Annotated in this window: 25 protein-coding genes; 12 read left to right on the forward strand and 13 right to left on the reverse strand. The window is 64.3% G+C overall.

The annotated features are described in order from the left end of the window. Positions 1–73: 73 nt before the first annotated feature. The 5 genes from hemC to hemE form a co-directional block, all read right to left on the reverse strand. Positions 74–1,030, reverse strand: a complete 957-nt coding sequence (gene hemC, locus ACZ2GY_RS11490; RefSeq protein WP_346027109.1) for a hydroxymethylbilane synthase — start codon at positions 1,028–1,030, stop codon at positions 74–76. After that, positions 1,027–2,229 (reverse strand): ferrochelatase, encoded by a 1,203-nt coding sequence (locus tag ACZ2GY_RS11495; RefSeq protein ID WP_471671937.1) that lies wholly within the window; start codon positions 2,227–2,229, stop codon positions 1,027–1,029. The genes hemC and ACZ2GY_RS11495 overlap by 4 nt, the downstream gene beginning before the upstream one ends. Beyond that, on the reverse strand, positions 2,226–2,951 hold the full coding sequence (hemQ, locus tag ACZ2GY_RS11500; RefSeq protein ID WP_346027111.1) for a hydrogen peroxide-dependent heme synthase: 726 nt from the start codon (positions 2,949–2,951) through the stop codon (positions 2,226–2,228). The genes ACZ2GY_RS11495 and hemQ overlap by 4 nt, the downstream gene beginning before the upstream one ends. An 87-nt stretch (positions 2,952–3,038) precedes the next feature. Further along, entirely contained in the window at positions 3,039–4,481 is a 1,443-nt protein-coding gene (hemG, locus tag ACZ2GY_RS11505) for a protoporphyrinogen oxidase (RefSeq protein ID WP_471671938.1), read from the reverse strand. Further along, positions 4,478–5,545 (reverse strand): uroporphyrinogen decarboxylase, encoded by a 1,068-nt coding sequence (gene hemE / locus ACZ2GY_RS11510; RefSeq protein ID WP_277357623.1) that lies wholly within the window; start codon positions 5,543–5,545, stop codon positions 4,478–4,480. Before hemE ends, hemG begins: the two co-directional genes overlap by 4 nt. 198 nt (positions 5,546–5,743) lie before the next feature. Here hemE and ACZ2GY_RS11515 point away from each other — a divergent pair, with 198 nt between their 5' ends. Next, the gene (locus ACZ2GY_RS11515) at positions 5,744–7,072 is read left to right on the forward strand and encodes a glutamyl-tRNA reductase (RefSeq protein WP_277357624.1); all 1,329 of its coding nucleotides are present in this window, start codon (positions 5,744–5,746) and stop codon (positions 7,070–7,072) included. 55 nt (positions 7,073–7,127) lie between these two features. Here ACZ2GY_RS11515 and moeB read toward each other — a convergent pair whose 3' ends face one another. Continuing rightward, positions 7,128–8,309, reverse strand: coding sequence for a molybdopterin-synthase adenylyltransferase MoeB (gene moeB / locus ACZ2GY_RS11520; RefSeq protein WP_471671939.1), 1,182 nt, complete (start codon positions 8,307–8,309; stop codon positions 7,128–7,130). Positions 8,310–8,494: 185 nt separating this feature from the next. Here moeB and ACZ2GY_RS11525 point away from each other — a divergent pair, with 185 nt between their 5' ends. From ACZ2GY_RS11525 to ACZ2GY_RS11535, 3 genes are all read left to right on the forward strand, one after another. Then, positions 8,495–9,115 (forward strand): TetR/AcrR family transcriptional regulator, encoded by a 621-nt coding sequence (locus tag ACZ2GY_RS11525; RefSeq protein WP_056549639.1) that lies wholly within the window; start codon positions 8,495–8,497, stop codon positions 9,113–9,115. Between the two features lie 77 nt (positions 9,116–9,192). Continuing rightward, entirely contained in the window at positions 9,193–9,417 is a 225-nt protein-coding gene (locus tag ACZ2GY_RS11530) for a DUF3107 domain-containing protein (protein ID WP_056549637.1), read from the forward strand. 15 nt (positions 9,418–9,432) lie between these two features. Then, the gene (locus tag ACZ2GY_RS11535; RefSeq protein ID WP_471671940.1) at positions 9,433–9,738 is read left to right on the forward strand and encodes a hypothetical protein; all 306 of its coding nucleotides are present in this window, start codon (positions 9,433–9,435) and stop codon (positions 9,736–9,738) included. A 66-nt stretch (positions 9,739–9,804) separates the two neighbouring features. On the opposite strand, the gene ACZ2GY_RS11540 is transcribed toward ACZ2GY_RS11535, so the two are convergent. Genes ACZ2GY_RS11540 through thiO form a run of 3 tightly spaced genes read right to left on the reverse strand, consistent with a single transcriptional unit; the run spans position 9,805 to position 11,976 of the window. After that, positions 9,805–10,596, reverse strand: coding sequence for a thiazole synthase (locus tag ACZ2GY_RS11540; RefSeq protein WP_346027116.1), 792 nt, complete (start codon positions 10,594–10,596; stop codon positions 9,805–9,807). Between the two features lies 1 nt (position 10,597). After that, the gene (thiS, locus tag ACZ2GY_RS11545) at positions 10,598–10,846 is read right to left on the reverse strand and encodes a sulfur carrier protein ThiS (protein ID WP_471671941.1); all 249 of its coding nucleotides are present in this window, start codon (positions 10,844–10,846) and stop codon (positions 10,598–10,600) included. Further along, positions 10,843–11,976, reverse strand: a complete 1,134-nt coding sequence (thiO, locus tag ACZ2GY_RS11550; protein ID WP_277357629.1) for a glycine oxidase ThiO — start codon at positions 11,974–11,976, stop codon at positions 10,843–10,845. The genes thiS and thiO overlap by 4 nt, the downstream gene beginning before the upstream one ends. A gap of 147 nt (positions 11,977–12,123) precedes the next feature. Here thiO and thiE point away from each other — a divergent pair, with 147 nt between their 5' ends. Next, complete coding sequence (gene thiE / locus ACZ2GY_RS11555) at positions 12,124–12,774, forward strand: thiamine phosphate synthase (protein ID WP_277357630.1); 651 nt, start codon at positions 12,124–12,126, stop codon at positions 12,772–12,774. Positions 12,775–12,856: 82 nt separating this feature from the next. On the opposite strand, the gene ACZ2GY_RS11560 is transcribed toward thiE, so the two are convergent. Together ACZ2GY_RS11560 and ACZ2GY_RS11565 are read right to left on the reverse strand one after the other, a co-directional pair. Continuing rightward, complete coding sequence (locus tag ACZ2GY_RS11560; RefSeq protein ID WP_471671942.1) at positions 12,857–14,314, reverse strand: HNH endonuclease signature motif containing protein; 1,458 nt, start codon at positions 14,312–14,314, stop codon at positions 12,857–12,859. A gap of 136 nt (positions 14,315–14,450) precedes the next feature. Then, positions 14,451–15,176, reverse strand: a complete 726-nt coding sequence (locus tag ACZ2GY_RS11565; RefSeq protein WP_277357632.1) for a ferritin-like fold-containing protein — start codon at positions 15,174–15,176, stop codon at positions 14,451–14,453. Positions 15,177–15,244: 68 nt separating this feature from the next. Here ACZ2GY_RS11565 and ACZ2GY_RS11570 point away from each other — a divergent pair, with 68 nt between their 5' ends. The 3 genes from ACZ2GY_RS11570 to ACZ2GY_RS11580 all read left to right on the forward strand — a co-directional run bounded on the left by ACZ2GY_RS11570 (position 15,245) and on the right by ACZ2GY_RS11580 (position 19,555). Next, positions 15,245–16,759, forward strand: a complete 1,515-nt coding sequence (locus tag ACZ2GY_RS11570) for an RNB domain-containing ribonuclease (protein WP_277357633.1) — start codon at positions 15,245–15,247, stop codon at positions 16,757–16,759. A 295-nt stretch (positions 16,760–17,054) separates the two neighbouring features. Continuing rightward, positions 17,055–18,671: a DEAD/DEAH box helicase gene (locus ACZ2GY_RS11575; protein WP_471671943.1), complete on the forward strand. Its 1,617-nt coding sequence runs from the start codon at positions 17,055–17,057 to the stop codon at positions 18,669–18,671. After that, on the forward strand, positions 18,671–19,555 hold the full coding sequence (locus tag ACZ2GY_RS11580; RefSeq protein WP_277357690.1) for a DNA-methyltransferase: 885 nt from the start codon (positions 18,671–18,673) through the stop codon (positions 19,553–19,555). Before ACZ2GY_RS11575 ends, ACZ2GY_RS11580 begins: the two co-directional genes overlap by 1 nt. Here the strand turns inward: ACZ2GY_RS11580 and ACZ2GY_RS11585 are convergent. Further along, complete coding sequence (locus ACZ2GY_RS11585; RefSeq protein ID WP_346027124.1) at positions 19,545–20,390, reverse strand: PHP domain-containing protein; 846 nt, start codon at positions 20,388–20,390, stop codon at positions 19,545–19,547. The genes ACZ2GY_RS11580 and ACZ2GY_RS11585 overlap by 11 nt on opposite strands. A gap of 117 nt (positions 20,391–20,507) precedes the next feature. Between ACZ2GY_RS11585 and ACZ2GY_RS11590 the strand changes: the two genes are divergently transcribed. Continuing rightward, entirely contained in the window at positions 20,508–22,082 is a 1,575-nt protein-coding gene (locus ACZ2GY_RS11590) for an aminopeptidase P family protein (protein ID WP_277357691.1), read from the forward strand. A 144-nt stretch (positions 22,083–22,226) separates the two neighbouring features. Here the strand turns inward: ACZ2GY_RS11590 and ACZ2GY_RS11595 are convergent, their stop codons facing one another. After that, on the reverse strand, positions 22,227–23,090 hold the full coding sequence (locus tag ACZ2GY_RS11595; RefSeq protein WP_471671944.1) for a YflT domain-containing protein: 864 nt from the start codon (positions 23,088–23,090) through the stop codon (positions 22,227–22,229). A gap of 130 nt (positions 23,091–23,220) precedes the next feature. Here ACZ2GY_RS11595 and ACZ2GY_RS11600 point away from each other — a divergent pair, with 130 nt between their 5' ends. Genes ACZ2GY_RS11600 through ACZ2GY_RS11610 form a run of 3 tightly spaced genes read left to right on the forward strand, consistent with a single transcriptional unit; the run spans position 23,221 to position 26,214 of the window. Further along, positions 23,221–24,501 carry a magnesium transporter MgtE N-terminal domain-containing protein gene (locus ACZ2GY_RS11600; RefSeq protein WP_277357637.1) on the forward strand — a complete coding sequence of 427 codons (1,281 nt, stop codon included), beginning with the start codon at positions 23,221–23,223 and terminating at the stop codon, positions 24,499–24,501. Next, the gene (locus ACZ2GY_RS11605; protein ID WP_277357638.1) at positions 24,494–25,093 is read left to right on the forward strand and encodes a DUF1003 domain-containing protein; all 600 of its coding nucleotides are present in this window, start codon (positions 24,494–24,496) and stop codon (positions 25,091–25,093) included. The genes ACZ2GY_RS11600 and ACZ2GY_RS11605 overlap by 8 nt, the downstream gene beginning before the upstream one ends. After that, complete coding sequence (locus ACZ2GY_RS11610) at positions 25,090–26,214, forward strand: Mrp/NBP35 family ATP-binding protein (protein ID WP_277357639.1); 1,125 nt, start codon at positions 25,090–25,092, stop codon at positions 26,212–26,214. Before ACZ2GY_RS11605 ends, ACZ2GY_RS11610 begins: the two co-directional genes overlap by 4 nt. Positions 26,215–26,242 lie beyond the last annotated feature (28 nt).

Below are 26,242 nucleotides of genomic sequence, written 5' to 3' on the forward strand. Positions count from 1 at the left end.
GCGGCACCCCGATCCGCACTCCGGAGCAGCGCGACGGTCAGTCCTGACAGATCACCGTTAGTGCGACCGACGGTCATAGATCCGCGCTGAGCCCGGCAATTTCCGCCGCACCGTTCGCGAGCAGTTCTTCGGCCAGCACGACGCCGGCGCTGGTTGCTCCACCCACTGAAAGGTCCGCGGTGATTTCTGTGCGGCGCAGCAAGCGGCCGCCGTCTGCGCTGCACACCACAGCTTCCAGGGTCAGCACGTCGTCAGTCACTGTGGCATGGGCGCCGATAGGAGCCGTGCAGCCGGCTTCGAGCCTGCGCAGAACCGCCCGTTCAGCCGTAACGGCGAGTCGGGTGGGTAAGTGATCATACTGCCGGAGAGCCTGGGCGAAAACGGAGGCACCGGCGTCGTCGGAGCGGCATTCGACAGCCAGTGCGCCCTGCCCCGGCGCGGGCAGCATCAATTCGGTCGCCAGATACTCCGTGATGAGCCCCTGGCGGCCGAGGCGCGTCAGGCCCGCAGCGGCCAGCACCACGGCGTCGAGGTCCCCCGGTCCGCCATCCACCAGGCCGGCGACCCGGGCCAGACGGGTATCCACATTGCCGCGGATATCGATGATGGAGAGGTCAGGACGGGCAGCCCTGAGCTGTGCAGCGCGTCGCGGAGAACCGGTCCCTACACTGGAGCCTTCGGGCAGCCCGGCCAGTGTCAGTCCGTCGCGGGCGCACAGTGCATCCCGGATATCGGCGCGTTCGGGGACAGCCGCAACGGTAAGGCCTTCGGCTTCCCCTGTCGGTAGATCCTTGAGGGAATGGACCGCGACGTCGCAGTTGTCATCCAGCAGTGCCTCGCGAAGGGCTGCCACAAAGACACCGGTGCCGCCGATCTGGGACAGGGACGCACGGTTGACGTCGCCGGTGGTGCTCACGCGCACGAGCTCGTAGCCGAATTCGCCCAGAGCTGCGAGCGATTCCGCCACCGTCGTGGTCTGCGTCAGCGCGAGCGCACTGGCACGGGTTCCTACCCGCACGGCCGGGGTCATGCCTGTTTTGCTCCCGGGACCCCGACGGTGGAATCGGCACCGGCGACAGTGGGCTTCTCTCCCCTGCGGTTTGCGCAGCAGTTGGGCCTGCAGACGTCATACCAGGGACCAAGGTCCGTGGTGGAAGGCCGCTCGATGATGGTGTTGTCCGCGGTGCGCTCGCTGACCAGGTTAATGAGGCCGCTGACGAATTTCGCATGCGTGCCGGGCGTCGGAACGCGCTCGGCTACCAAACCCAGTTCCGCGCAGGTTTCCATCGCCTCGGTATCAAGGTCCCAGACAACCTCCATGTGGTCACTCACGAATCCCAGCGGCACGATGACAACACCCTTGACACCGGTGGCCGCGAGGTCACCCAGGGCGTCGTTGATGTCCGGCTCCAGCCATGGCACGTGCGGTGCCCCCGATCGCGACTGGTACACGAGCGACCATTCGGAATCTGCCGCCGCCGGCACGCGGTCTAGTACAGCCTGCGCAGTGGCAAGGTGCTGGGCAACGTAGGCGCCCTCATCGAGGACCGGCCCGCCGGCTTCGTTCCGGGGGCCGGCGGCTTCGGCGTCAGCGGTGGGAATGGAGTGGGTGGCGAACATGATATGCACCGGAGCCCCGGACTCGCCGTCTGCGGCGAGGCGTTCCTGAACGGACTTCAACCCGCGGGTGACTCCCTCGACGAACGGCTCCACAAACCCGGGGTGATCGAAGTACTGGCGGACCTTGTCCACTTCAAGCCGGCCGGCCAGCCCAGTTTGAACCAGCGCCATACCGAGGTCCTCCCGGTACTGCCGGCAGCTGGAGTAGCAGGAGTATGCACTGGTGGTGACGGCCAGGATGCGGCGGTGACCGGCGTCGTACGCTTCCTTCAGGGTGTCCGCAATGAAGGGGGCCCAGTTCCGGTTGCCCCACAGCACCGGCAGGTCAATGCCGCGGCGGGCAAGCTCTGCCTCCATCGCGGCCTTCAGTTCGCGGTTCTGCTGGTTGATCGGACTAATGCCGCCGTTGGCCCGGTAGTGGTGCGAGACCTCTTCCAGACGCTCGTCGGGGATGCCGCGGCCGCGGGTGACGTTGCGGAGGAAGGGAATGACATCATCCTGGCCTTCGGGGCCGCCAAAGGACGCAAGCACGATCGCGTCGTAATTCTTCGGTGCCATCCGTCCGTTTTCATCGACGCCGTCAAGTGGATTGAACGTGGACGTGCTCATCGGAGTACCTCTGCTACTTCCCGGGCGTTGATCCGCCGGCCCGTGTAGAACGGAACTTCTTCGCGGACATGCCGCCGGGCTTCGGTTTCCCGCAAGTGGCGCATGAGATCCACCAGATCCACGAGCTCGGGAGCTTCCAGGGCCAGAATCCATTCCCAGTCGCCAAGGGCAAACGAGGACACCGTGTTAGAGAGCACCTGGGGGAACTTGCGCCCCTTCATGCCGTGGTCGTAGAGCATTTCGCGGCGTTCCTCGCTGGGAAGGATGTACCAGTCATAGGACCGCACAAAGGGATAGACACAGACCCATTCCGCCGGCGCCACTCCGCGGGCAAACGCGGGCGAATGGCTCTTGGAGAACTCGGCATCACGGTGTACGCCCATGGCGGACCACGCGATGTCTGCACCGGCGAGGGTTGCCGTCCGACGGAGGGTACGGACGGCGCTCTGGAGATCCTCCGCCTGGGAACCGTGGAGCCAGATCATGATGTCTGCGTCTGCACGCATGGCGGAGACGTCATAGAAGCCGCGGACGCTGACGCCTGCTGCCTCGAGTTCGGAAGTGGCAGTTTCGAGCGCTGCGCCGTTGTCCGGAGCCCCGGCCGACCGCTTGAAGACTGTCCAGAGCGTGTAGAACTGATCCGTTCCAGTGTCCTCACCGCTCTGCGACGTGTGGCTGGCGGAGGTACTCTGCACGTGGTTATAGCCCGCATTTTCGCTCATGGATCCAGTCTGCTCCTGTCAACAGGCAAATAAAAATTAGAGAGTTCTACAGTCAGTAGAAGGTTACCAATCTCACAACGCCGGGTGTCAACGATCCGCGAGCAGGCGCCTGGCCAGTGCAGCCCCGCGGTCACGGGCATTGTCGATCACCGCTACCAGCCCCGTGCCCGCAAGCCATGCACCGGTGAGTTCAAGCCCGGGCTCAGCGGCTGCCGCAGCGCGAATGCGGGCAACCCGGTCCCGGTGCCCCAGCGTGGCGTGCGGCAGTGCGTTGGTCCAACGCACCACATCCCAGTCGACGACGTCCGCTTGCGTGATCTCGACCCCAAGAAGCGCCGATGCATCCTGCAAGGCGGCCAGATAGAGGTCAGCGTCGGGTTGTTGTGCCGCTTCGTCGTCAACTGCGCCGCGACCGAAGGACAGGCGCAGCACATGGCTTCCCGGGCCTGCCCGCTCGGCCAACCACAGCCACTTGGCGGTGGCGTGAGTCAACGCCTTCGCCCGCATACCGGGCGCATCCCTGGCTACCAGCACGCCCGTCCCGCGCGGCGCCGCATCGAGCTCCGGCACATCAACCACCAGGCTGACCAGAGCCACCGCCGGTACCACAGCCGGACGGTCGTCGGCCAGTCCCGGTACCGTCGGCGTCAGCAGGTCGACGGCGGTGGGACCGTCAGTTGCAACCACCACGGCATCGGTCTGCATAGCGCCGGTCCGGGTGGTCACGGTCCAACCGTTGGCAGTGCGCTGCACGCGCTGCACGCGCTCCGATGCCCGAAGGACTGCGCCGTCACGCTCCAGGCGCTGGGACAGCGCAGACGCCAACTGGTGCATCCCACCCTCAAGACCCGCGACGGCGGTGCCCGCCGGCGCAGCTTTCCGCATGGCGCCCACTGCCGCGCCGAGCGATCCGTGCTTACGCATCATCGCCCGTAATCCGGGGGCGGCCGCGTCGACATCGAGGTCATCAGGATCAGCCGAGAGCACACCACCGACGACGGGAGCCACCAACCGCTTCAGCACCTCCGGCCCCATCCGGGCGCGTACCACCGCACCGAGGCTGAGCTGATCCTGGTTCAGCAGGTTGCCCAGGGGCAACGCACGGTCCAGGCCCGCCCTGAGGCTCGCTGCACGCCCGATCAGCCCGGGCAGCGCAGGATCGCGCACATCCGCGGGTATCCCAAGGATTCCGGATTGTGGCAGCGGGACCGCGGTGGACCCGCTCTCCGCTGACCGCAGGTACAGCCACGCACCGGCCCCATTCGGGGTGCGGATCAAGTTGCCCAGTCCGAGCTCACGCGCCAGAGCCTGCACAGTGTCGGAGCGGGTCGAGAACGACTCCGCACCGGCGTCGAGCGTTAGTCCGGCCAGTTCATGGCTGGCTACGGACCCTCCGAACACCGCAGAGGATTCAAGCACGGTCACGTGCAGACCCGCCACCACCAGTTCCCGCGCAGCGCACAATCCGGCGATCCCGCCTCCGATGATGACGACAGCGGGGCCAGCCTCGACCTGCTTCCCTCGGCTCATCGGCTCGGCGGCACCGAATGAATGAGTGAAACTACCCTGGTCAACACCTCGGGGTCAGCATCGGGCGGAACGCCGTGCCCGAGGTTGACCACGTGACCGGGAGCAGACGATCCCGCTTCCAGCACTGCCCGTACGTGCGCTTCGAGTACCTCCCACGGTGCCGAGAGGAGAGCTGGATCGATGTTGCCCTGCAGCGCGACCGTTCCGCCGAGTCTCCTGTTGGCTTCGTCGAGCGGAAGGCGGTAGTCCACTCCCACCACATCGACGCCGACATCCCGCATGGCCACCAGGAGCTCCGAGGTGCCCGTTCCGAAATGCACGAGCGGTGCTCCGAGGTCACGGATATGATCGAGCGCACGGGATGACGCCGGCGCAACGTGCTCTACGTAGTCGTCTAGCCCCAGCGATCCGGCCCACGAATCGAACAGCTGACCGGCACTGGCGCCGGCTTCCAGCTGCGCCCGCAGGAACAGGCCGGAGGCGTCTGCCGCCCACTCGGTGAGTGCCCGCCAGGCATCGGGATCCGCGTGCATCATGGTGCGGGGACCCAGGTGATCGCGGGACGGCCTGCCCTCGACCATATAGGCAGCGAGCGTGAATGGAGCGCCTGCAAAGCCGATCAGCGGCGTGCTTCCCAGTTCAGCGACGGTACGGGCCACCGCCTCCCGGATCGGATTCAGTGCCCGGTCCGTCAGTTCAGGTAACGCTGCGATGTCCGCCGCGCTGCGGATGGGGCTTCCCAGAACGGGGCCAACACCGGGCACAATGTCCACGTCCACGCCCGCGAGCTTGAGCGGGATCACGATGTCGGAGAAGAAGATGGCGGCGTCGACGTCATGGCGCCGCACAGGCTGCAGGGTGATCTCGGCGGCCATGGCGGGATCAAGGCAGGCGTCAAGCATGGCTGTGCCCTCCCGCAGCGCGCGGTACTCCGGCAACGAGCGTCCCGCCTGCCGCATGAACCAGACGGGTCTGCGGGACGGTGTCCGGCCGAGGTAGGACTGGATAAGCGGAGACTCCGACGTCGTTCCGTCCGTCAGGGGGTGCGTTGCGCTGAGGGTCATGGGTCGATTCTGCCGAAGTTCGACCCGCTTGGATAACCGCGTTCCTCGCTGGTGGTCGAAATCACCTTCCTGCAGGGACGAACCGAAGCGGCCATCCGCCTTCACTTCCGCTCAAGGGCGCGGATTCCGACGCTGTAAGGACCTTGGTGAGTTAGGCAACCCTATTAGGGTCCCGATGCCCGTCTTGGCTATGCTGGAATGGCTGTGAATTACTTTTCCTTGGTCGCGACCCACTCGGATATCGACCTGGAGACGGTCGCCCGGCTGAGCGTCGGGGCCGCCCAGGTTGCTTCATCCGCGCTTCAAGACAGCCCGGCGCTTGCCGGCGCGGTATCGCTTGCCACCTGTAACCGCTTTGAAATCTACGGCGAGGCCACCTCTGACGCGGATATCGAGGCAGCCCGCTCATCGCTTATTGCAGCAATCAGTGACACCTCCGGGTTGCCGAAGAGCAAGGTCTCCGGATCATTCACCACCCTCACCGGGCAGGATGTACCGCGCCACCTCTTCAGCGTGAGCGCAGGGCTGGATTCCGCCGTCGTCGGCGAACGGGAAATAGCTGGCCAGGTGCGTCGTGCGCTCGTCGAGTCCCAAAGCACGGGAACCGCCAGCGGCGGTCTTGTGCGGCTCTTCCAGGCAGCCTCCCGTACTGCCCGTGATGTCGGGGCGCAAACCGCCCTCGGAGCGCGCGGACGCTCCATTGTCTCGGTTGCCCTCGACCTCGCTGCGGACCTCTCAAGTACCCGCGACCTCTCGGAGAAGTCAGTGGTTGTCTTTGGTACCGGCGCCTACGCGGGAGCTACCATGGCACTCCTCCGCGAACGCGGCTGCACAGATGTTTCCGTCTACTCCCCCTCGGGGCGGGCTGAGGGTTTTGTCGCCACGCGCGGCGGAACCGCCCTCTCAGACGAAGCACTGCCCGGTGCGCTCACTCGCGCGGATGTCGTCATAGGCTGCAGCGGCAGTGAACGCCGGGTCAGCGCTGCCGACATGCAGCAACTGAGGGAAGGCGTTGACCGCACCCTCGTGATCGTAGACCTCGCACTGAACCACGACTTCGATCCCGAGGTGGCTTCTGTGCAGAACGTGGAACTCATCACGCTGGAGTCGGTGCGCCTGGCCGCACCTGAAGAACAGGCGGAATCACTTCGCCAGGCCGGTGAGTTGGTGTCCGGTGCGGCCGAGGCCTTCCAGGAACAGGCCGCTTCGCGGTCCGTTGATGCTGCAATCGTGGCCCTTCGCAAGCACACTCAACAGGTGCTCGACGCCGAGATGGCCCGTGTCCGTGCGCAGCACGGCTGCACCGCTGCAGCAGAAGAGGTGGAGTTTGCGTTGCGCCGGATGGTCCGCCAACTCCTTCACGTTCCCACGGTTCGTGCGCGGCAGCTCGCCGCGGAGGGACGGCAGGAAGACTACACCTCTGCACTGGAGGCCCTGTACGGGATCGAACCTGAGGACGCCGCTGCACCGCCGCCGGAACAGAGCTGTCCTGTTCACGAGTTGGAAGCCCGCACCGGAACTGTCTGAAGTTTCGGGCGGCGCCCGAGTTTTCCGGCACCTGCTTAGTACTGCTGGATACTGCTCAGTACACAGGTTTCTCCGGTTCGACGTCATGGACCCACTGCAGGATTCCGCCCTCCACGTTATAGACCCTGCCCGCACCCTGTTCGCGAAGATGCCGGACGACATTGGCGGAACGGCTGCCGGCTTTGCAGTGGACATACATTTCCCGGGCAGTGTCGAGTTCTGTCTCGCCTGAAAGGATCCGGTTCTGGGGCATTAGAGTGGCTCCTTCGATGCGGACAATGTCATATTCGCCCGGTTCGCGCACGTCTATCAGGTCGAAGTCACGCCTACCCGCAGCACGTTCCTTCAGCAGTTCCTCCAGTTGTGCGGCGGTAATCGAGGGCAATTCTTCCGGTTCCTGCTCAGTGTTCAGCGTAAGGCCGCAGAACGCTTCATAGTCCGAGAGTTCAGTGATCGGCGCAGCGGAAGGATCTCTGCGTACCCGCAGTTCGCGCCACGTCATGTCGAGTGCATTGAAAATCAGTACCCGTCCCAAAAGCGTTGAACCGATCCCGGTGATCAGCTTGATCGCCTCGTTGACCATCACTGAGCCGATTTGCGCGCACAACACACCGAGCACGCCTCCTTCAGCGCAGGATGGAACTGCACCCGGCGGAGGCGCTTCCGGGTAGAGATCACGATAACTGGGGCCTCCCACCGACGGCTCGGCCCAGAAGACGCTCACCTGACCGTCGAAACGGAGGATGGAGCCCCAGACATAAGGTTTACCGAGGATCTCTGCGGCGTCGCTGACGAGGTAGCGGGTAGCGAAATTATCCGTACCGTCAAGGATCAGGTCATACCCGGAAAAAATGTCGAGGACGTTGCTGTTGTCCAGACGTACCTCGTGCCGGATCACCGCTACGTGCGGATTGAGGTCCACGATGCTTTGCTCGGCCGAGCTCGCTTTAGTCTGGCCGACATTGCCCACCCCGTGAATTACCTGCCGCTGCAGGTTGGAGACGTCGACGACGTCGTCATCCACAATTCCGAGCGTTCCGACTCCGGCCGCGGCAAGATAGAGGATCGCAGGTGAGCCCAGGCCGCCGGCACCAATCACCAGGACCCGCGCGTTCTTGAGGCGCTTTTGGGCTTCAAGTCCGAACTCCGGAAGGATGAGGTGACGTGAATACCGCTCTATCTCTTCCTTGCTGAGCTCGGCAAGGGGTTCCACCAACGGGCCGGGGGAAAGAGTCAAAGGACGCATGCTTCAATGTATGCCCACGGGCTGCCTGTTGCGTAACACTGTTGCGGCGTCCGCTGCACGACCCACTCGGATGCCGTCAGGGCCCGTTGCCGCCCGTTGCGCAGTAGACTGGAGAACCCCGCTGCACGGCTGGGGATTCAAGTCCGTATGAGACACACAACCGAAAGCCCAGACACGTGAGTTCAGAGGCACCGGCAAACGGAAAAGCCACCCGGCTGCCGCGGGACGAGCGGCGGCGGCAATTGCTGAGCGCCGCCCATGAGGTGTTCGTCGCGAATGGATACCACGGCGCGGCAATGGATGAGATCGCCGAAGTTGCGCATGTCAGCAAACCGGTGCTGTACCAACACTTTCCCGGGAAAAGGGACTTGTACCTTGCACTGCTGGAAAGCCATCTAGCATCGCTGACCGAACTGCTGGTCGAGGCGTTGCGGTCCACCACGGACAACAAGATGCGCGTGCACGCCACTATGCGCGCATACTTCCAGTTCATCGCGCAGGACAGCCAGGCTCACCGGATCGTCTTCGAATCGGACCTCAATAACGACCCTGATGTCAGCCGCCGCCTTGAAGCGTTCAATGCACGCTTCGCTGACGAGATCGCCGGCGTCATCTCAGGAGACACGAGGCTTTCCCATCTGGAGGCAACCCTGCTTGGGCGGGCTATGGCCGGCATGGCGCAGGTCAGCGCCCGATACTGGCTGGAGACGGACGGTAGCCTCGACATCGATGCAGCCAGTGAGCTCGTCTACCGTTTAGCTTGGCGCGGAATTAGTCGGTTCCCCAAAGAAATGTAAGTTACATTTCCCTTAGTTCAGAGGCGCCGGGTGTGCACCTCCGAGAGTCATTTGCTCGTCAACGAAAGGCTTTAGCTGTGGAGATCAAGATCGGCGTTCAGAACGTCAACCGCGAGATTGTGCTCGATTCGAACCAGACGGCAGACGAAGTTGCCGATGTGGTCAGCAAAGCAATGAACGGTGGCGCAGAACTTCGCCTGACCGATTCCAAGGGGCGCCAGGTAATCGTTCCCGCCGGTGTTCTTGGCTACGTCGAGATTGGCGAGAGCGAGTCGCGCCGCATCGGGTTCGGCGCTCTCTAGCCGGAGTGATCCTCCATGGTTTCGGTGATTGTGGTCACCGGCGTCACCATCTCCATCGGTTTCTTCGCCTGGTTTGCTGACCGGCGCCATCATCGATATGGAATGCTGCTGCTTCCCGGGATCTCCCTCAGCTCGGCGCTGATCCTGTGGGTCATTCTGCAGTTCGCGGGGTTGGGATACCATCCTGATCTGTTCTGGATGGTCTGGCTCCTACCGCTGGTTGCAGCTACCATCGTGACCGCGTGTGCCGCCTGGTGGTTCGGCCGTCACCGCGAGCAGGCAGACGCAGAGGCCATGACTGCAATTCTCAAGCGGCGCTGATCAGCTGACTTCCGCTAGGCGATTCAGCCAAGAGGCACAGCTAATCGGTGCAGCTAATCGGTGCAGCTAGAGATCAGCGCGGCCATCGTGTGGTGACGAAGCGAGCGCATGCTCACGTTTGGGTATCCTTCCCGCCCGTGACGCCAGACGACCAGCCAGAACAGCGTGCCGAAACGCGGCCGCCATTGCCACGGGGTCCTGGGCGCGGGTTACCGCTGTGGCCAGGAGAACCGCGTCACAGCCCAGCTCCATCGCGAAGGCCGCATCCGACGCCGTGCCGATTCCGGCGTCGAGCACAATGGGGACTCCTGCGCGGGACACGATGAGCTCAATGTTGTGCGGATTCAGGATGCCCAGTCCTGTGCCGATCGGTGCACCCAGCGGCATGACCACGGCTGCACCCAGCTGCTCAAGTCGCAGGGCGAGGACGGGATCGTCGTTCGTGTAGGCAAAGACGGTGAACCCGCGGGACACCAGCGTTTCGGCTGCTTCCACCAATTCCAGGGCGTCCGGCAGCAGGGTGTGCTCGTCGGCGATGACTTCGAGCTTGACCCAGTTGGTTTCCAGTGCCTCCCGGCCAAGCTCAGCAGTCAGAACGGCTTCACGCGCAGTGAAGCATCCGGCGGTGTTCGGCAGGATACGCATCCCTTGCGAGTGCAGGAGCTGGAACAGCGATGCTCCTGTTTCCGGTGTGTAGCGGCGCATTGCGACGGTGGTCAGTTCCGTCCCTGATGCAGCGAGCGCCTCACCGAGTCCCTCCATGCTGGGCGCTCCCCCGGTTCCCATGATCAGCCGGGAGTTCAACGGGATTCCGTCGATTACGAGGGTGTCGGCGCTCAGCGTTGTGCTCGGGTCCATGTCATCCTCCCTGTACGGCAGTAACGAGTTCGATGTCGTCGCCCTCAGTCAGTTCCCAGCAGGACCACTCGCTACGCGGAATGACCGCCGAGTTGACCGCCACGGCCACACCAAGGCGTGACCCGTCAGCCGGTTGCCCGGTAGGTGTCAGATTTCTGCTGGTGAGCTCGGCCACGAGATGCAACAGGTCCAGGGCGAGGGTAGCTGATTGCACCCCGTTCACGGTGACGGTTTTGGCCAATGCGTTCATGCTTGTCCTTCCTCAAAACGATCCGGCCTGTACCGCTCAAGGCCCGGCGGGCACGGTTTGCCCTCCAGCAGGTCCACGCATAGCGCGGCCGCCACCGGCGTCAGCAGTACTCCGTGGCGGAAGAAGCCGGTTGCAATGATCAGTCCGTCAGCTCCGGGGACAATACCGAGCAGCGGCGCGTTGTCCGGCGTACCGGGACGTGCGCGGCACAGCGCTTCCTCTAGTTCAAGCTCAGCAACGGCCGGAACGAGCTGGCGGGCGTCGCGCAGCAGTTGATAGACGCCCCCTGCTGACACGCCGCTGTTGCCGTCCTCGCGCATTGTTGCGCCGAGTACAACGGTTCCGTCCGCGCGGGGAACCAGATAGACGGCCGTACCACGCACCAGACCGCGAACGGTGTGGCTGAGCAGCGGCTGCAGTGCAGCGGGTACCCGTAGACGGAGGATGTCACCGTAGATTGGCCGCAGCGGAAGCCGGCACGGCAGCCCTGCAAGTTGTGCGGCCGCAAGACCGTTCGCAACGACAGTGTGGCGGGCCGGAAGGACGCTGCCGTCTTCAAGGATCGCGCCTGTCACACGACGGCCGTCATAATCAAGGCCGGAGGCTCGTGCCTGGACCAGGCGTCCGCGTTCGCCGAGGGCAGCCAGCAGCGCTGCGGCCAGCTTCCGCGGATCGACCTGGTGGTCGTCCGGCGCGGAGAACGCCGCGGTGGCAGCTGGTCCGATCATTGGCTCCGACCGGCGTGCCTCGCGGAGGGACACCTGTTCAACGGACAGGGAATGGTGGGTCTGTACGTCTCGGAGGTCAGCGAGTGCGGTGCGGTCGGCGCCGTCGATCGCCAGGACCAGGGTGCCGGTTTTGCGGTAGCCGGGATCAATTCCCGTCCAGGCGAGGGAGGAAAGGAAGTCCGGGTAGCGACATGCGGAGTCCACCGTGAGCTCGAGAAGGTGCTCTTCGCGGTAATGCAGTTCGCTGGCCGGGGCGATCATGCCTGCAGCGGCCTGAGTGGCGCCGGTTGCGGGATCCGGGTCCACCAGTGCGACCGAATGCCCCCTGCGGATCGCTTCCCAGGCGATCCCAAGCCCAATGATGCCCCCGCCGATCACAGCGACGTCCACGTGTTTCTCCACCAGGAGTCCTTCCCTACGCCGGCATGATCCGGATCAGGTTCGTTGTTCTCACAACGCGGTCGGCGTCGGACGCCCTCTCAGCCGTGTGGCAGACCGGTGATTCCCGGACGCGGCACGGCTCCCGCAGTACCCCCTTATTGTAGGGGTATGAAACTGAGCGCTGCCCACCTTTACCTGTGCACGGATTCGAGACCACAGCAAAAAGACTTCGACGCTTTCGTTGACGCTGCCTTCGAGGGCGGCGTAGACATCATCCAATTAAGGGACAAGTCCCTGGAAGCCGCACAGGAGCTCGAGCTGCTTTCGGTGCTGCGTGCGTCCGCCGTTGCACACGGGAAGCTTTGGTCCGTCAATGACCGCGCAGACATCGCCGCGGTCAGCGGCGCCCCGGTACTGCATGTTGGGCAGCGGGACCTTCCTCCTGCGCTCGCGCAGCAATTCCTGCACGACGGCGGCACCATAGGGCTCTCGACGCACTCACCTGCGGAGGTGGCCGGTGCTGCAGCGAACGACGACGTCGGATACTTCTGTACTGGCCCGGTCTGGGCCACGCCGACCAAGCCCGGGCGGACCGCCGTGGGCCTCGAACTGGTGCGCGAAGCTGCGCGGCTGGAGGCGGACCGGGCCCGTGAGGGTTTGGCGTTGAAGCCCTGGTTTGCCATTGGCGGAATCGATCTGCTGAACGTAGAAGAGGTGGTGGCGGCTGGCGCGGCGCGAGTGGTCGTGGTCCGGGCCATTACCGAGGCGGATGATCCGCAGGAAGCGGCGGCGAAGCTCCGGGCACAACTTCCCGCCTAGCTGTAGTCTCCGCAACCGGTGTGTCCCCCACAACCAGCGCCCGCGCCAGCCCGCACCGCCGGCGCCGGGGCGGTGCCGTTGGTCAGGGTGGCTCTGCGTTGGAGCTCGTGCCGGTGTCAGAGCGCGCGAGGTGGTTGTGGATGGCTTGTTCTACTTGCCAGTAGCGGTTGCGTTTGGGTGTTCGTTGCGGGTCGAGGTATGTCGGTGGTCTGAACCAGGGGATTCCGTGGACTGATTCGACTGTCCAGTTTCCTTCGTGGATCTGGTGGTGGTGTCGGGTGCAGAGCAGCACGCCGTCGCTGATGTTGGTGGTTCCGCCTGCAGCCCAGGGGATGATGTGGTGGGCTTCGCACCAGGTTGCGGGCGTGGTGCAGTCGGGGAACGCGCAGCCCTTGTCCCTTGCCACGAGCGCCCGTCGCAGATGCGGTGGGAAGAGACGTTGGGTGCGGCCGATGTCCAAGACCTGACCCTTCCCGCCGAGGACGAGCGGGAGGATGTCGGCATCGCAGGCGAGCTTGCGGATGCTGCGGGCACTTATCTGTTGGGCGAAGACCGAATGCCCGTCGTGTCCGCTGTCTGCCAGGTCTTTGAGGAGGTCGCGGTAGTTGATGGTGACCATTACCTGGGGTCGGTGTCCTCCGGTCGCTGGAAGACCATCACCTGTTAGCGCGATCCGGCATGCTGAAACCAGCCCGTCGAGGAGGTTCTGTTCACGGGTCGACTGGTCCGGACTGGTTAGAGCTTCATTGCCGCGGTCCGTCGTGCCGTCTCCGTCGGTCGTGCGGTCTCCGTTGCCAGTGGTGCCGTGGGTTCTGGGGTTGGTGGCGGTGTTCATGACGGTGATGAGGTGTTCGAACTGCTCATCGGTGGCGCCGATTTCCATGAAGTGCAGTCCGTGGCGCCTACCGCGCAGGAACACACCCTGGCGTGCGCGGAGGGTTTTTTCGGTGGGCTCTTGGCCGTCCTGGTCGATGATGTCTTCCCAGCGTTGGGCGAGGGCCCGCAGGACGTCTTCGTCGGACTCGACGGCCTGGCGGACCAGGTGCTCTTCCATGGCATCCAGCTCACGGCCGGTCGCGACAGTGGAGACCCGGTGCACGGAGTTGCGGATGATGGTCGCAGCACGGCTGCTGAGCGCACCGACCTTGGTCGCTTCAGCCAGCACACCCAAGGCAGGTGCGGCGGTGGCGCCTGGCCCGGGAACCTCGGGCAGGACGTCATGTCCGAGGCGTAACCGGCGGTTCGCTTCGGAGCGGCTGATACCGATTTTCGCCCGCAAATAGTCGCCAGTGTTCTTATACGGGTCCCGGGCGTCAACGGTAGCGAGTTGGTGGTCCTCAGCGGCACGGGCAACCACAGTCTGCAAGTGATCGACCAGGTTGGAGAGCTGCTCAACCTCCACCAGGGTCACCGCGGCCTCCTGCGGGCTAAGCGTCAGGTATGTCGATTCCAGCTGCTGCGCAAAGACCTGTAGGTGCGAACGCATTCCACCCAGGACGGAAGCATCCTCCGGGCGAGGTTCGAGCAGTGCGACGGCCATACCCAAAATTTTATCGAACACGTGTACTAACCGCGACCGAAAACCACCAATGTGCAGGACAAGTGGAACAAACTTATCCACACGCCAGTGAAGGAATCGCCAACCGCTGAACACCCCACGTCGCGGGTAGCTCCACTCAGGCCGTTAGCCCCAACGAACTCATACGGCGCGAATGATTACGGGTGAGTTGCGCAAAGAGTTGGGCAGTCTGCCGTTCATGATCCGCAGAAGAGCCCTTGAACAGGAGCCCGCCCAGGAACTGGCGTTCGATGCCCACGCGTTGCGCCTGGGTCAGCGCCTCCCCCACCAAACGGCGTCCCCACAGCGCAAGCCGCGAAGCGAGCCGGGGATCGTCGGAAAGAGCTGATTTCAACCGTGGCTGCAGCAGACCCCCCTGCTCGGCAGTTGACTGGATACGGGCAATAATCTCCCGCGTGTCGTCGTCGAGGTGTTCAGCGAGCGCGGTGTAGAAGTCACCGGAGATTGCGTCAATGACGTAGGCCTTCATCAGCGACTCGTACCAGTCAGCCGGGCGGGTCCGCTCGTGGAAGGAGTCGATCGATGCCTGGAAGGGCCGCATTGCCTCTTCAACGTCAACACCGAGGCCCGCAAGGTGCGCGCTGACCATCTCGAAGTGCTCGAATTCCGTCACGGCAAGCCGTCCCAGCGCAGCCCGGTCCCGCAGGGTCGGGGAGAAACGAGCATCCGAGGACAAGCGCTCAAACGCCGAAAGCTCGCCATAAGCCATGACGCCGAACAGGTCGACAACAAACTGATTGAGCGGCCCCAACCCGGTGCCGGCCCTCTCCGCCGGGGATGCTGGCGAAGGGCTCGACGGGGAAGGCGGATGCAAGGCAGTCATGGGAACAAGGGTACCCGCGCGCCGATTCCTTCCGCTGCTCCAGCTGACTGTGTACTACGGTGGGCACTGTGCCGTATTCTCATCTGGATCTGAGCAACCGGGACTCCCAGGTACAGCTCACCGCAGCGCTGGAAAGCCTCCGGCAGGAACTGGAACTGCGCGCCGACTTCCCGCCCGAGGTGTTGGCGGAGGCGAAGGCTGCTGTGGACTCATTCGTACCGCCGGAACGTGACCTCACCGGTCTCGGCTTCATCACAGTCGACCCTCCCGGATCAACCGATCTGGATCAAGCCTTTCACCTGGAGCGCGCCGGATCCGGCTACCGCGTCTGGTACGCCATTGCGGATGTTCCCGCCTTCGTGGCACCGGGCGGTGCGATAGACACGGAAGCCCGCCTTCGCGGCCAGACCATGTACGCACCGGACGGCCGCATCTCCCTCCACCCGGAGAAAATCGCTGAGGACGCAGCCAGCCTGTTGCCGGGCAGGAACCGGTCCGCCTTCGTCTGGGAGTTCGAACTGGACGAGGCCGCACAGGTGGAGTCCGTCGTCGTCGGGCGTGCTGTGGTCAGGAGCCGTGCGCAACTCACCTACGACCAGGTGCAGGAAGACCTCGACTCAGGCGGCGCCGCGGAGAACCTGACCCTCCTGAAGGAGATTGGAACCAAGCGCATCGCACTCGAGAAGGAGCGCGGCGGCGCAAGCCTGAACCTTCCGGAGCAGGAAATCGCGCACGACGGCGAACGCTACTTCATCGTCACGCGCCCGCCCCTTGCGTCTGAAGACTGGAACGCACAGCTTTCGCTGATGACGGGCATGGCGGCCGCCGAAATCATGCTCGAGGGAGGCGTGGGGATACTCCGCACCATGCCGGCCCCTGACGAGACGTCCCTTGCCCGGTTCCGGCACCAGGCCCGCGCGCTCGGGCGCTCCTGGCCCGCGAACGTCCCCTACGGCGAATTCCTGCGCAGCCTCGACACCTCAGATCCGCGCCAGCTTTCACTCATGCATGCTGCTGCGTCACTGTTTCGCGGCGCCGGCTATACATCGTTCGACGGCGCTATTCCCGAGTCAGTTGAGCAGGCGGCGATCGCCGCACCCTATGCCCACACCACCGCACCTCTCAGGCGCCTGGTGGACAGATTTGTCCTGGTGACCTGCGAAGCGCTGTGTGCCGGCAGGGATGTTCCCGACTGGGTTCGGAATGCCCTTCCGGAACTGAATGCTCTGATGTCGTCCTCGAATCAGCTGGCTTCACGACTGGAGAGCGGCGCGATCGCTGCCGTGGAGGCAGCATTGCTGAGCAACCGCGTGGGCGAGGAGTTCGACGCCGTCGTCATCACGGGCTCGAAGCCGTTACCGGACGCGTCGGTCACCGCCAACGGTAACGGCGCGCCGCACGGAGTCATTCAGGTCGCTGACCCTGCGGTCGAGGCACGGTGCGACGGCGTCATGACGGCCGGCGATGAGGTGCGTGTCAGGTTGGTCACCGCTGATATCGCCCGGCGGGAACTGCGCTTTGAACTGGTGCGGAGCGTTCGGCAGGAGGAGTCGCCGTCGGAAAGTGAAAGTGCGGCAGGGTAGACTTGAACGCGTAGTAATGGATGCCCGGTCGTTCTTAAGAACTTAGTTTCAGTTTCCGAACGCGGTGGGCCGCAGTTCAACGAACAGGCGGCCTCCCTGCAATCGACCCGCAATACCTACGCGATCTTAGTCTTCCCAGCTCGGAAGCGGAACGTTCCGCTTCCGAGACGCAGTTGTTAGCCCGCGATCGGCTTCCACTGGACGCCCTGCCTCGTCCTGCTCCGAGCGGGCCCCTGTTTTCGGGCCCGGCGTTGAGCCTGCGCGGCGGCAGTGCCTAATCGAAACGGTAGTAAGAGTGACCACAGACAACCACCACCTCCATGCAGACAACAGCGACGACGAAATCTTCGTAGAAGAAACCCTCGTCACCACTGATGAGCCGCATCAGGAAACTCCTGAGACCTTCGCTGACTTCAATGTCCGCCCCGATATCGTCGAAGCCCTTGCGGACGCGGGGATCGTGCATCCCTTCCCCATTCAGGCCATGACGCTCTCCATTGCCCTCGGCGGCCACGACATCATCGGCCAGGCCAAGACTGGAACAGGCAAGACACTCGGTTTCGGCGTGCCCGCGCTGCAGCGCGTGGTGGGCCCGTCGGATGACGGCTATGACAAACTTCCGGCGCCAGGTGCTCCGCAGGCGCTTGTCGTCGTACCCACGCGTGAGCTTGCCGTCCAGGTTGCCGCTGACCTGACGAAGGCTGCGGCAAAGCGCAATGCCCGCATCGTCACCATTTACGGTGGCCGAGCGTATGAGCCCCAGATCGAGGCCCTCAAGCGCGGAACCGAAGTTGTGGTGGGCACACCGGGACGCCTGATCGACCTGTACCGCCAGAAGATCCTGTCGCTCAAGAACGTCCGCATCGTGGTGCTGGATGAAGCCGACGAAATGCTGGACCTCGGGTTCCTCCCGGACGTCGAGACCCTGATGTCAGCAACGCCCTCGGTGCGCCAGACGCTCCTGTTCTCGGCCACTATGCCCGGCCCGGTCGTTGCCATGGCGCGCCGCTACATGTCCCACCCGACGCACATCCGCGCCGCTGACCCCGAGGACGACGGCGCCACCAAGAAGGACATCCGCCAGGTTATCTACCGTGCGCACAACCTGGACAAGGACGAGGTTGTAGCCCGCATCCTCCAGGCCCGCGGACGCGGACGCACCATCATCTTCACCAAGACCAAGCGCACGGCCGCCAAGCTTTCGGAGGAGCTGATCGACCGAGGCTTCGCGGCCGGAGCCATCCACGGCGACCTCGGCCAGGGAGCGCGCGAGCAGGCCTTGCGGGCCTTCCGCGGTGACAAAATCGATGTCCTGGTGGCCACCGAGGTTGCGGCCCGCGGTATCGACGTTGAGGACATCACCCACGTCATCAACTTCCAGTGCCCGGAGGATGAGAAGGCCTACCTGCACCGCGTGGGACGTACGGGGCGAGCCGGCAAGAAGGGCACCGCCGTCACCTTCGTCGACTGGGATGATGTTCCCCGCTGGGGCCTGATCAACAAGGCCCTCGGCCTCGACCAGGCGGAACCGGTTGAAACCTACTCCTCATCACCGCACCTGTACACGGACCTTGACATCCCCGAGGGCACCAAGGGCCGGCTGCCCCGCGCGCAGCGGAAGCTGGCCGGCATCAACGCCGAGAAGCTCGAGGATCTCGGCGAGACCGGCAAAAAGAACCGCACAAACGACCGCGCGCGCTCCGGCGGCAACAGCGGGCGGCGGGGTTCCGATGAAAAGGCAGGCGGTCGTCGTCGTACCGGTGGATCCGGCTCAGCCGGTGAGGACCGCTCTGCGGACAGCGGTCCAAGGCAAGCGGACCGGACCGAAGGGTCCGAGCGGCCCAAACGCAACCGGTCCCGTACGCGTCGGCGCAACGGCGAAGTGATCCCCAAGCCCGCTGCAGACAGCTGATCAATAGCGTGGAAGCAACACCGGTCCATCCGGCCTGGCGGCCGGATGGACCCAACCTTGTGGTGCAGGCAGACAACCTGGAATACCTTTCCCGGCTGCCGGACAACTCCTTCGCCATGATCTACGTGGATCCGCCGTTCAATACCGGCCGCGCTCAGCGCCGGCAGCAGACCTCGATGGTCCGCAGCGCGCCCGGAGCCGGGGACCGCGTCGGATTCAAGGGGCACAGCTACTCCACCGTCAAGGGCATGCTCGCGAGCTACGACGATGCGTTCGAGGACTACTGGGAGTTCCTTGCGCCCCGCCTGGCGGAGGCGTGGCGGCTGCTGGCAACGGACGGAACACTCTACGTGCATCTGGACTACCGCGAAGTGCACTATGCCAAGGTGATGCTGGACGCCCTGTTCGGTCGCGAATGCTTCCTCAACGAGATCATCTGGGCCTACGACTACGGTGCCCGCGCGAAGAGCCGCTGGCCCGCCAAACACGACAACATCCTGGTGTACGTGAAGGATCCGTCCGGGTACTACTTCAACAGTGCCGAGGTGGATCGTGAGCCGTACATGGCGCCGGGTCTCGTCACACCGGAGAAGGTCGCCCTCGGCAAGCTGCCCACTGACGTCTGGTGGCACACCATCGTTTCCCCGACGGGCAAGGAAAAGACCGGCTATCCCACCCAGAAGCCTGAGGGCCTGGTTCGCCGTGCGGTGGCTGCCAGCAGCCGGCCGGGAGACTGGGTCCTGGACTTCTTCGCGGGCTCCGGAACGCTTGGCGCAGTCGCAGGCAAACTTGAGCGGCGCTTCGTCTGCGTGGACAGCAATGAACAGGCAATCGACGTGATGACCCGGCGCCTCGGCCCATGGTTGGCACCCCCTACCGGATGACGCTGCTTCCGGTCGCCATCTCCTCCAGGCGTGCGAACATCTCCGGACTCGTAACGTTCTCCCCCAGCCGGTTCGGCTTGCCCGTTCCGTGGTAGTCACTGGATCCCGTCACCAGCAGATTGTGCCGGGCAGCGATGCGTTGAAGCTCCTCCCGCCCCTCCGGAGGATTGTCCCTGTGATGAATTTCCAGGCCGAGCAGACCAGCATCGATCATCTCGCCGGTGGTTGCACTATCCACAATCCGCCCACGTGCGGACGCCACGGGGTGGGCGAACACCGGAACCCCGCCGGCTTCGCGGACCAGTGCGACGGCGTCTGCCGGGTGGGGTGCATAGTGGCTCACCCAGTAGGGCGAGCGTGCACTGAGCATGTTCGCGAATGCTTCGCTCCGCGTGCCGACAACGTTCAGCGTCACCAGAGTGTCCGCAATGTGTGGCCGCCCGATAGTCGCGCCGTCAGCAACGTGTTCAAGCACGTGCGCCCAGGAAATGGGATAGTCGGCGGCGAGTTTCTCGACCATGCGCTCGGCCCGGGTAAGCCGAGCGTCCCGGGAGCGTCCGATCTCAGCGAGCAGGCCCGGGTGCTCCGGGTCATGCAGGTAGGACAGCACGTGCACACTGATACCCGTATCGGTGCGGCAGGACACCTCCATCCCGGGCACCAGTACCAGCGACAGATTCCGTGCCTCCTGCGTGGCCGCTGCCCATCCGGCGGTCGCATCATGATCGGTCAGCGCGATGACATCCAGACCGGCAGCCGCGGCAGCGCGCATGAGGTCCGCAGGACTTTCAGTGCCGTCTGAGACGTTGGAATGGGCGTGCAGGTCAATTCTCACCAAACAACTGTACGCCCGCTCCGCTCGTGTCGGCGGTGCCGGATGTTTGGCTCATTTCTCCGCCGGTGGGACCATGGTGTGGTGAGTACAGCAGAGAACACCCCATCGGCAGTAACCATGACCCCGACCGGCACCGGCAGTGACGCCACACCTGTCACACCGGAGGAACAGCCGCTGTCCAGTCGCAACGAGAACCGGTCCCAACGCCCGGATTCTGATGCTTTCAAGGCCTTCATGAGCTCCAGTTGGGCCGCAAAAGGTACTGATCTCCCCGCGGAGGCTGAGGTTGCGCGGTACGCCGCCCAGCGTCGCCTGAAAATCTCCCGCCAGTTCCCGGGTGAGCGCCTTGTCATTCCCGCCGGGCCGTTGAAGGTCCGTTCCAACGACACCGATTACCGCTTCCGGCCGCACTCCGGATTTGCCCACCTGACCGGGCTCGGCCTGGATCACGAGCCGGACGCAGTGCTGGTGATGGAACCTGCCGAAGAGGGCAAGGGCGACGACGGCGGCAATCACCATGCCACGCTTTACTTCCGTGAACTGGCCGGCCGGGACAGCGCGGAATTTTATGCAAACGCACGCTACGGCGAATTCTGGATCGGTTCCCGGCTCTCCCGCGCGGAAGTGCGCGCGCTGCTGGTCCTGGAAACAGCCGACCTTGCCGATCTTGAAGCGGCAATCACGAAGGACGCGGGTGCTGTCGAAATCGGTGGCATCCGGATCCGGTTGCTGCGTGAAGTAGACCTGAACGCGGACGCCCTGGTGGACACCTCCCGAATCAACACCTCCGTGGACCTGGAGGCCTCCGACGAGCTCGACGCAAAGCTCGCGGAGGCCCTGTCCGAGCTCCGCCTGATCAAGGACGATTGGGAGATCGCGCAGATGCGCAAGGCTGTGGAGGCAACGGTGAACGGCTTCCACGAGGTGGTCAAGGAACTGCCGCGCGCCATCACGCATCCCCGCGGCGAGCGCGTTGTCGAAGGAGCCTTCTTCGCGCGCGCCCGGGAGGAAGGCAATGACCTCGGTTACGACACCATCGCAGCCTCGGGAAACAACGCCACGATCCTCCACTGGATCCGCAATAACGGGCAGGTGGGCGCTGAGGACCTGCTGCTCCTGGACGCCGGCGTCGAAGCAGACAGCCTGTACACCGCGGACATAACCCGGACACTGCCGGTCAATGGGAAATACTCGGAGATTCAGCGCAGGGTCTACCAGGCCGTACTGGACGCCGCGGACGCCGGTTTCGCCGCCGCAAAGGTTGGCGTGAAGTTCCGGGAAGTGCATGCCGCCGCTGTGGCCGTCCTGGCTGAACGGCTGGATGAGTGGGGTTTCCTTCCGGTTCCGCTGGAGGAGGCGCTCTCGCCAGAAGGCCAGCATCACCGCCGCTGGATGCCGCACGGCACCAGCCACCACCTCGGTATGGACGTGCACGACTGCGCCCAGGCCAAACGTGAGCTTTACCTGGACGGGACCCTGACGGAGGGGATGGTCTTCACCATCGAACCCGGCTTGTACTTCAAGGACGAGGACCTTGCAGTTCCCGAGGAGTACCGAGGCATCGGCGTCCGGATCGAGGACGACATCCTGATGACGGCGGACGGTCCGGTCAACCTCAGCTCGGCGCTCCCCCGTGAGCCCGACGATGTCGAAGCCTGGATGGAAGGCATCTACAGCCCGACCGGCGAGTAGTGGTTAGATCCGCACCCACTCGATGAATGCGGATTCAACGAACATGGCGTAAAACGAAGAACGCACGAAAAGAAGAAGGCGGACAGCCGTAGCTGTCCGCCTTCCTTGTTCGTAAGCGCCGGGTTTTCACGCGACGCATTCCAGCTATTCCTTGCGGGATTCCTGTGGCTGCGCGTCCTGCACGGCAAGCTCGGCCTGCTCAGGCTGCTCCTTGACGGGCTGGGACTCCACGCGCACTCCGTACTGCGGCCTGCCGTCCGGCAGATCGGGGAACTGGCCGCGGGTGGAGCGTTTGTTGGCGGCCTGCTGTTCCTCGCCGCCTTCAGCGGATTCGGACGTTTCAGCGGACGTGGCGCCGTTCGCGGACTCCGGTGCCTGCACATGCGGCGGCTGGGCCGGCGGCTGGCTCCAGCCCTCCGGACGCTGGACCGGCGGCTGGCCCTGCTGCGGGTGCTGATTGTGTTGAGGCGGCGTCCCCCACGGCTGAGAGGACACGCCCGCACCTCCCTGTGGACGCGAGTTCATGGGAAGCTGCTGGAGCATCCGCCGCGCTTCGCCTGCAACGGCGGGATCCACGAGAACGTCATAACTGGTGGCCACAACCTGGCTGGTGGAGGTGAAGTCACGCTTACCCCGCTGGAACGCATAGGCGATCACGCCGAACAGCACCCAGAAAACGGCGCCGAGCGCCATGGAGGACAGGATCGGCAGGTACGTCGAGTCCCCGCCGAAAAGCGTCAGGATAAAACCGACGAACAGGCCAAACCACGCGCCGGTCGCTGCGCTGGCGAGTGCAACCCGCGGGTAGCTGAGCCGTCCGGTCACGCGTTCCACGGTCTTGAGGTCATTGCCGATGATCGAAACCTGCTGCACCGGGAACTTGCTGTCTGCTAGGTAGTCCACCGCCTTCTGCGCATCCAGGTAGGAGTCGTACCGGCCAATGGTCTCGCCCTTCGGCAGCGTACGGCCCTCATCGCGTGAGGCAGTTCGTCCAAAAACGTTTGACATACTTTCATTGTTGCCTAGATACCTCCCACCGTGTCGCCGTATCGCTCGCGGTGAACTTCTCCCGGCGCTGCGCTGTGCGGGCTGTCACGCGATACGGCTCTGGTGCCGCAACGGCAGTAGCCTTGAGGATGTGAGCAGCAACCCAACGCGCGTATTCGTGGCACGCCTACTGGGCCTGGACGTTTTCGACCCGCTCGGAGACCGTCTCGGGCGCCTTCGTGACGCCGTCGTGCTGGACCGCGGACCAGCGGTTGTGCCGCAGGTGGTGGGCCTGGTGGTCGAGGTTCCCGGGAAAAAGCGCGTCTTCGTGCCAATGACACGCGTCACGTCCATCGACGCAGGGCAGATCATCTGCACCGGACTGGTCAATCTCCGCCGCTTTGACCAGCGCGGCGCGGAGCGGCTCGTGGTCGCCGAGGTGTTCGACCGCAGGATCACACTCCGCGACGGCAGCGGTGAAGCCACAATTGAAGACGTCGCCATGGAGAAGGACCGCTCCGGCGACTGGCACGTGTCCCAGATTTTCGTTCGCCGCGGCGGCCCGCAGTCACGGCTTCGGGGCCTGCGCCGCGGTGAGCGGCTCATCATCGACTGGCTCGACGCCTACCATGGCGCTGCAGATGAGCCGCAGGCGGCAACAACATTCCTGGCCCAGCATGATGACCTGAAGGCCGCAGACTTCGCTGACGCGCTCCATGAAATGAGCGACAAGCGCCGCATTGAAGTGGCGGGCGAGCTCCAGGACCAGCGCCTCGCTGACATTCTCCAGGAACTGCCCGACGACGACCAGGTACAGATTCTGTCGTCGCTCGACCGGGAACGGGCGGCCGACGTACTGGGAGAAATGGATCCTGACGACGCCGCCGACCTCCTGAATGAACTGCCGGAGGATCAGAAAGAGGAGCTGCTTCAGCTTATGGAGCCGGATGACGCGAAGGACGTCCGCCGCCTCCTGCAGTACGAAGAGGACACTGCGGGATCCCTCATGACGCCCGTCCCGGTCATCCTGCCTCCGGAAGCCACCGTTGCCGAGGCTCTGGCGCACGTGCGCCGGGAGGAGCTGACACCGGCGCTGGCGTCCTCCATCTTCGTCTGCCGCCCGCCGCTGGAAACTCCGACCGGCCGTTACCTCGGCGTGGTTCACATCCAGCAGCTGTTGCGTTATCCGCCGCCGGAGCCCCTGGGCAATATCGTCGATACCGATCTGGAGCCCGTCAGCGACCAGGCGAATATCAGCGAGGTTTCCCGGATTCTCGCAACCTATAACCTGAACTCATTGCCGATTGTCAACGGCGATGGCCGATTGGTGGGGGCGGTGACCGTTGACGACGTTCTGGATCACCTGCTCCCCGAAGACTGGCGTGCCCAGGATGTCACGCCTGACCTGACGCGGGGAGGCACAAATGGCTGAGAGAACCAGAACTGCGACCACGAGCGGCCTGGACACACCGCGCGAAAGCCGCGCCCGGTTGCTGCCCAGGCTGCGCCCCAACCCTGACGCATTCGGAAGTGCAACCGAGAACTTCGCGCGATTCATGGGCACGCCGCAGTTCCTCTTTTACATGACGGTGTTCGTCGCCGTGTGGCTGGCCTGGAACAGCTGGGCTCCCGAGGACTGGAGATTCGACAGCGCAGCGATCGGCTTCACGCTGCTCACGCTGATGTTGTCCCTCCAGGCCTCCTACGCCGCTCCGCTCCTGTTGCTGGCCCAGAACCGCCAGGATGACCGCGACCGCGTCTCGCTGCAGCAGGACCGGCAGCGCGCGGAGCGCAACCTCTCGGACACTGAATATCTCACGCGGGAAATTGCGGAACTGCGCATCGCCCTGCGCGAGGTAGCCACACGGGACTTCGTCAGATCCGAGCTGCGCTCGGTCATGGAAGAACTGCTCGAGTCAGCAGACGGGCAGGATGCACCGCCCCAGCGCAGGTCCAAACGCAGGGTCTCCGACGCCACCGTTTCCCTCCCTCAGGTGCCGCCGGTGCGCAAGGACCGGCAGTGACGCAGGAATCTGCGGTCCTCGCTGCGCTGGGGAAGGTTCTTGATCCGGAGCTTCGGCGTCCTATCACCGAGCTGGGCATGGTGGAGGGCATTACAACGCACGACGACGGCGCCATCACCATACGCGTCCTGCTCACCATCGCGGGATGTCCGCTTCGCGACACAATTACCCGGGATGTCGAAGCCGCGGTTGGTGGACTGCCCGGCGTCACCGGAGTATCGGTGGAGTTGGCCGTGATGACCCAGGACCAGCGCGACGCGCTGAAAGAGCGGCTGCGCGGCCCCGGAGCGAAACGTGGGATCCCTTTCAATGAGCCGGGCTCGCTCACGCGGGTTCTTGCCGTTGCAAGCGGCAAGGGCGGAGTTGGCAAGTCGAGCGTTACGGTGAACCTTGCGACGGCGATGGCTGCGCGGGGCCTTCGGGTCGGAATCGTGGATGCGGACGTCTACGGATTCTCGGTACCGGGACTGATGGGGATCAGCCAGTCTCCCACGAGGGTGGACGAGATGATCCTGCCTCCGGTGGCGTATGGGGTCAAGGCAATCTCGATCGGCATGTTCGTCGCCGGAAACCAGGCTGTTGCATGGCGTGGACCCATGCTGCACCGTGCTCTGGAGCAGTTCCTGCAGGATGTGTATTTCGGTGATCTTGATGTTCTGTTCCTGGACCTGCCGCCCGGGACAGGCGACATCGCTATCTCCGTGGCGCAACTACTTCCTGACGCCGAACTTCTGATCGTCACGACTCCCCAGTCCGCGGCTGCGGACGTCGCAGAACGGGCGGGCTCCATGGCCGTGCAGACTGGGCAGAAGGTTGCGGGGGTCGTCGAGAACATGTCATGGCTCGAGCTTCCCTCCGGTGAGCGTATGGAGGTGTTCGGCAGCGGCGGCGGCGCCGAGCTTGCGCGCCGACTCACCACGACGGTCGGGTATGACGTCGCTCTTCTCGGCAGTATCCCGCTTGAACCTGCGTTGAGGGAGGGCGGGGACAAGGGGCAGCCCGTGGTTCTGGCACGGGGTACCGGAGCGTCAGAGGAGTTGAACCGGATTGCTTCTGCCCTCGCCGTGCGGCCCCGCGGGTTGAGCGAGAAACTGCTGAAGGTTACTCCTAAGGGAACCTGAGCCGTTCGACGACGCAAAAATTCCCTGG

This window comes from Arthrobacter sp. KKT183, from assembly GCF_055657625.1.

Excerpts from the sequence above, each read along its gene's own strand:
- hemC (WP_346027109.1), bottom strand. The coding sequence starts at position 1,030 with ATGACCCCGGCCGTGCGGGTAGGAACCCGTGCCAGTGCGCTCGCGCTG.
- ACZ2GY_RS11495 (WP_471671937.1), bottom strand. The coding sequence starts at position 2,229 with ATGAGCACGTCCACGTTCAATCCACTTGACGGCGTCGATGAAAACGGA.
- hemQ (WP_346027111.1), bottom strand. The coding sequence starts at position 2,951 with ATGAGCGAAAATGCGGGCTATAACCACGTGCAGAGTACCTCCGCCAGC.
- hemG (WP_471671938.1), bottom strand. The coding sequence starts at position 4,481 with ATGAGCCGAGGGAAGCAGGTCGAGGCTGGCCCCGCTGTCGTCATCATC.
- hemE (WP_277357623.1), bottom strand. The coding sequence starts at position 5,545 with ATGACCCTCAGCGCAACGCACCCCCTGACGGACGGAACGACGTCGGAG.
- ACZ2GY_RS11515 (WP_277357624.1), top strand. The coding sequence starts at position 5,744 with ATGGCTGTGAATTACTTTTCCTTGGTCGCGACCCACTCGGATATCGAC.
- ACZ2GY_RS11535 (WP_471671940.1), top strand. The coding sequence starts at position 9,433 with ATGGTTTCGGTGATTGTGGTCACCGGCGTCACCATCTCCATCGGTTTC.
- ACZ2GY_RS11540 (WP_346027116.1), bottom strand. The coding sequence starts at position 10,596 with ATGGACCCGAGCACAACGCTGAGCGCCGACACCCTCGTAATCGACGGA.
- thiS (WP_471671941.1), bottom strand. The coding sequence starts at position 10,846 with ATGAACGCATTGGCCAAAACCGTCACCGTGAACGGGGTGCAATCAGCT.
- thiE (WP_277357630.1), top strand. The coding sequence starts at position 12,124 with ATGAAACTGAGCGCTGCCCACCTTTACCTGTGCACGGATTCGAGACCA.
- ACZ2GY_RS11560 (WP_471671942.1), bottom strand. The coding sequence starts at position 14,314 with ATGGCCGTCGCACTGCTCGAACCTCGCCCGGAGGATGCTTCCGTCCTG.
- ACZ2GY_RS11565 (WP_277357632.1), bottom strand. The coding sequence starts at position 15,176 with ATGACTGCCTTGCATCCGCCTTCCCCGTCGAGCCCTTCGCCAGCATCC.
- ACZ2GY_RS11590 (WP_277357691.1), top strand. The coding sequence starts at position 20,508 with ATGACCCCGACCGGCACCGGCAGTGACGCCACACCTGTCACACCGGAG.
- ACZ2GY_RS11595 (WP_471671944.1), bottom strand. The coding sequence starts at position 23,090 with ATGTCAAACGTTTTTGGACGAACTGCCTCACGCGATGAGGGCCGTACG.
- ACZ2GY_RS11605 (WP_277357638.1), top strand. The coding sequence starts at position 24,494 with ATGGCTGAGAGAACCAGAACTGCGACCACGAGCGGCCTGGACACACCG.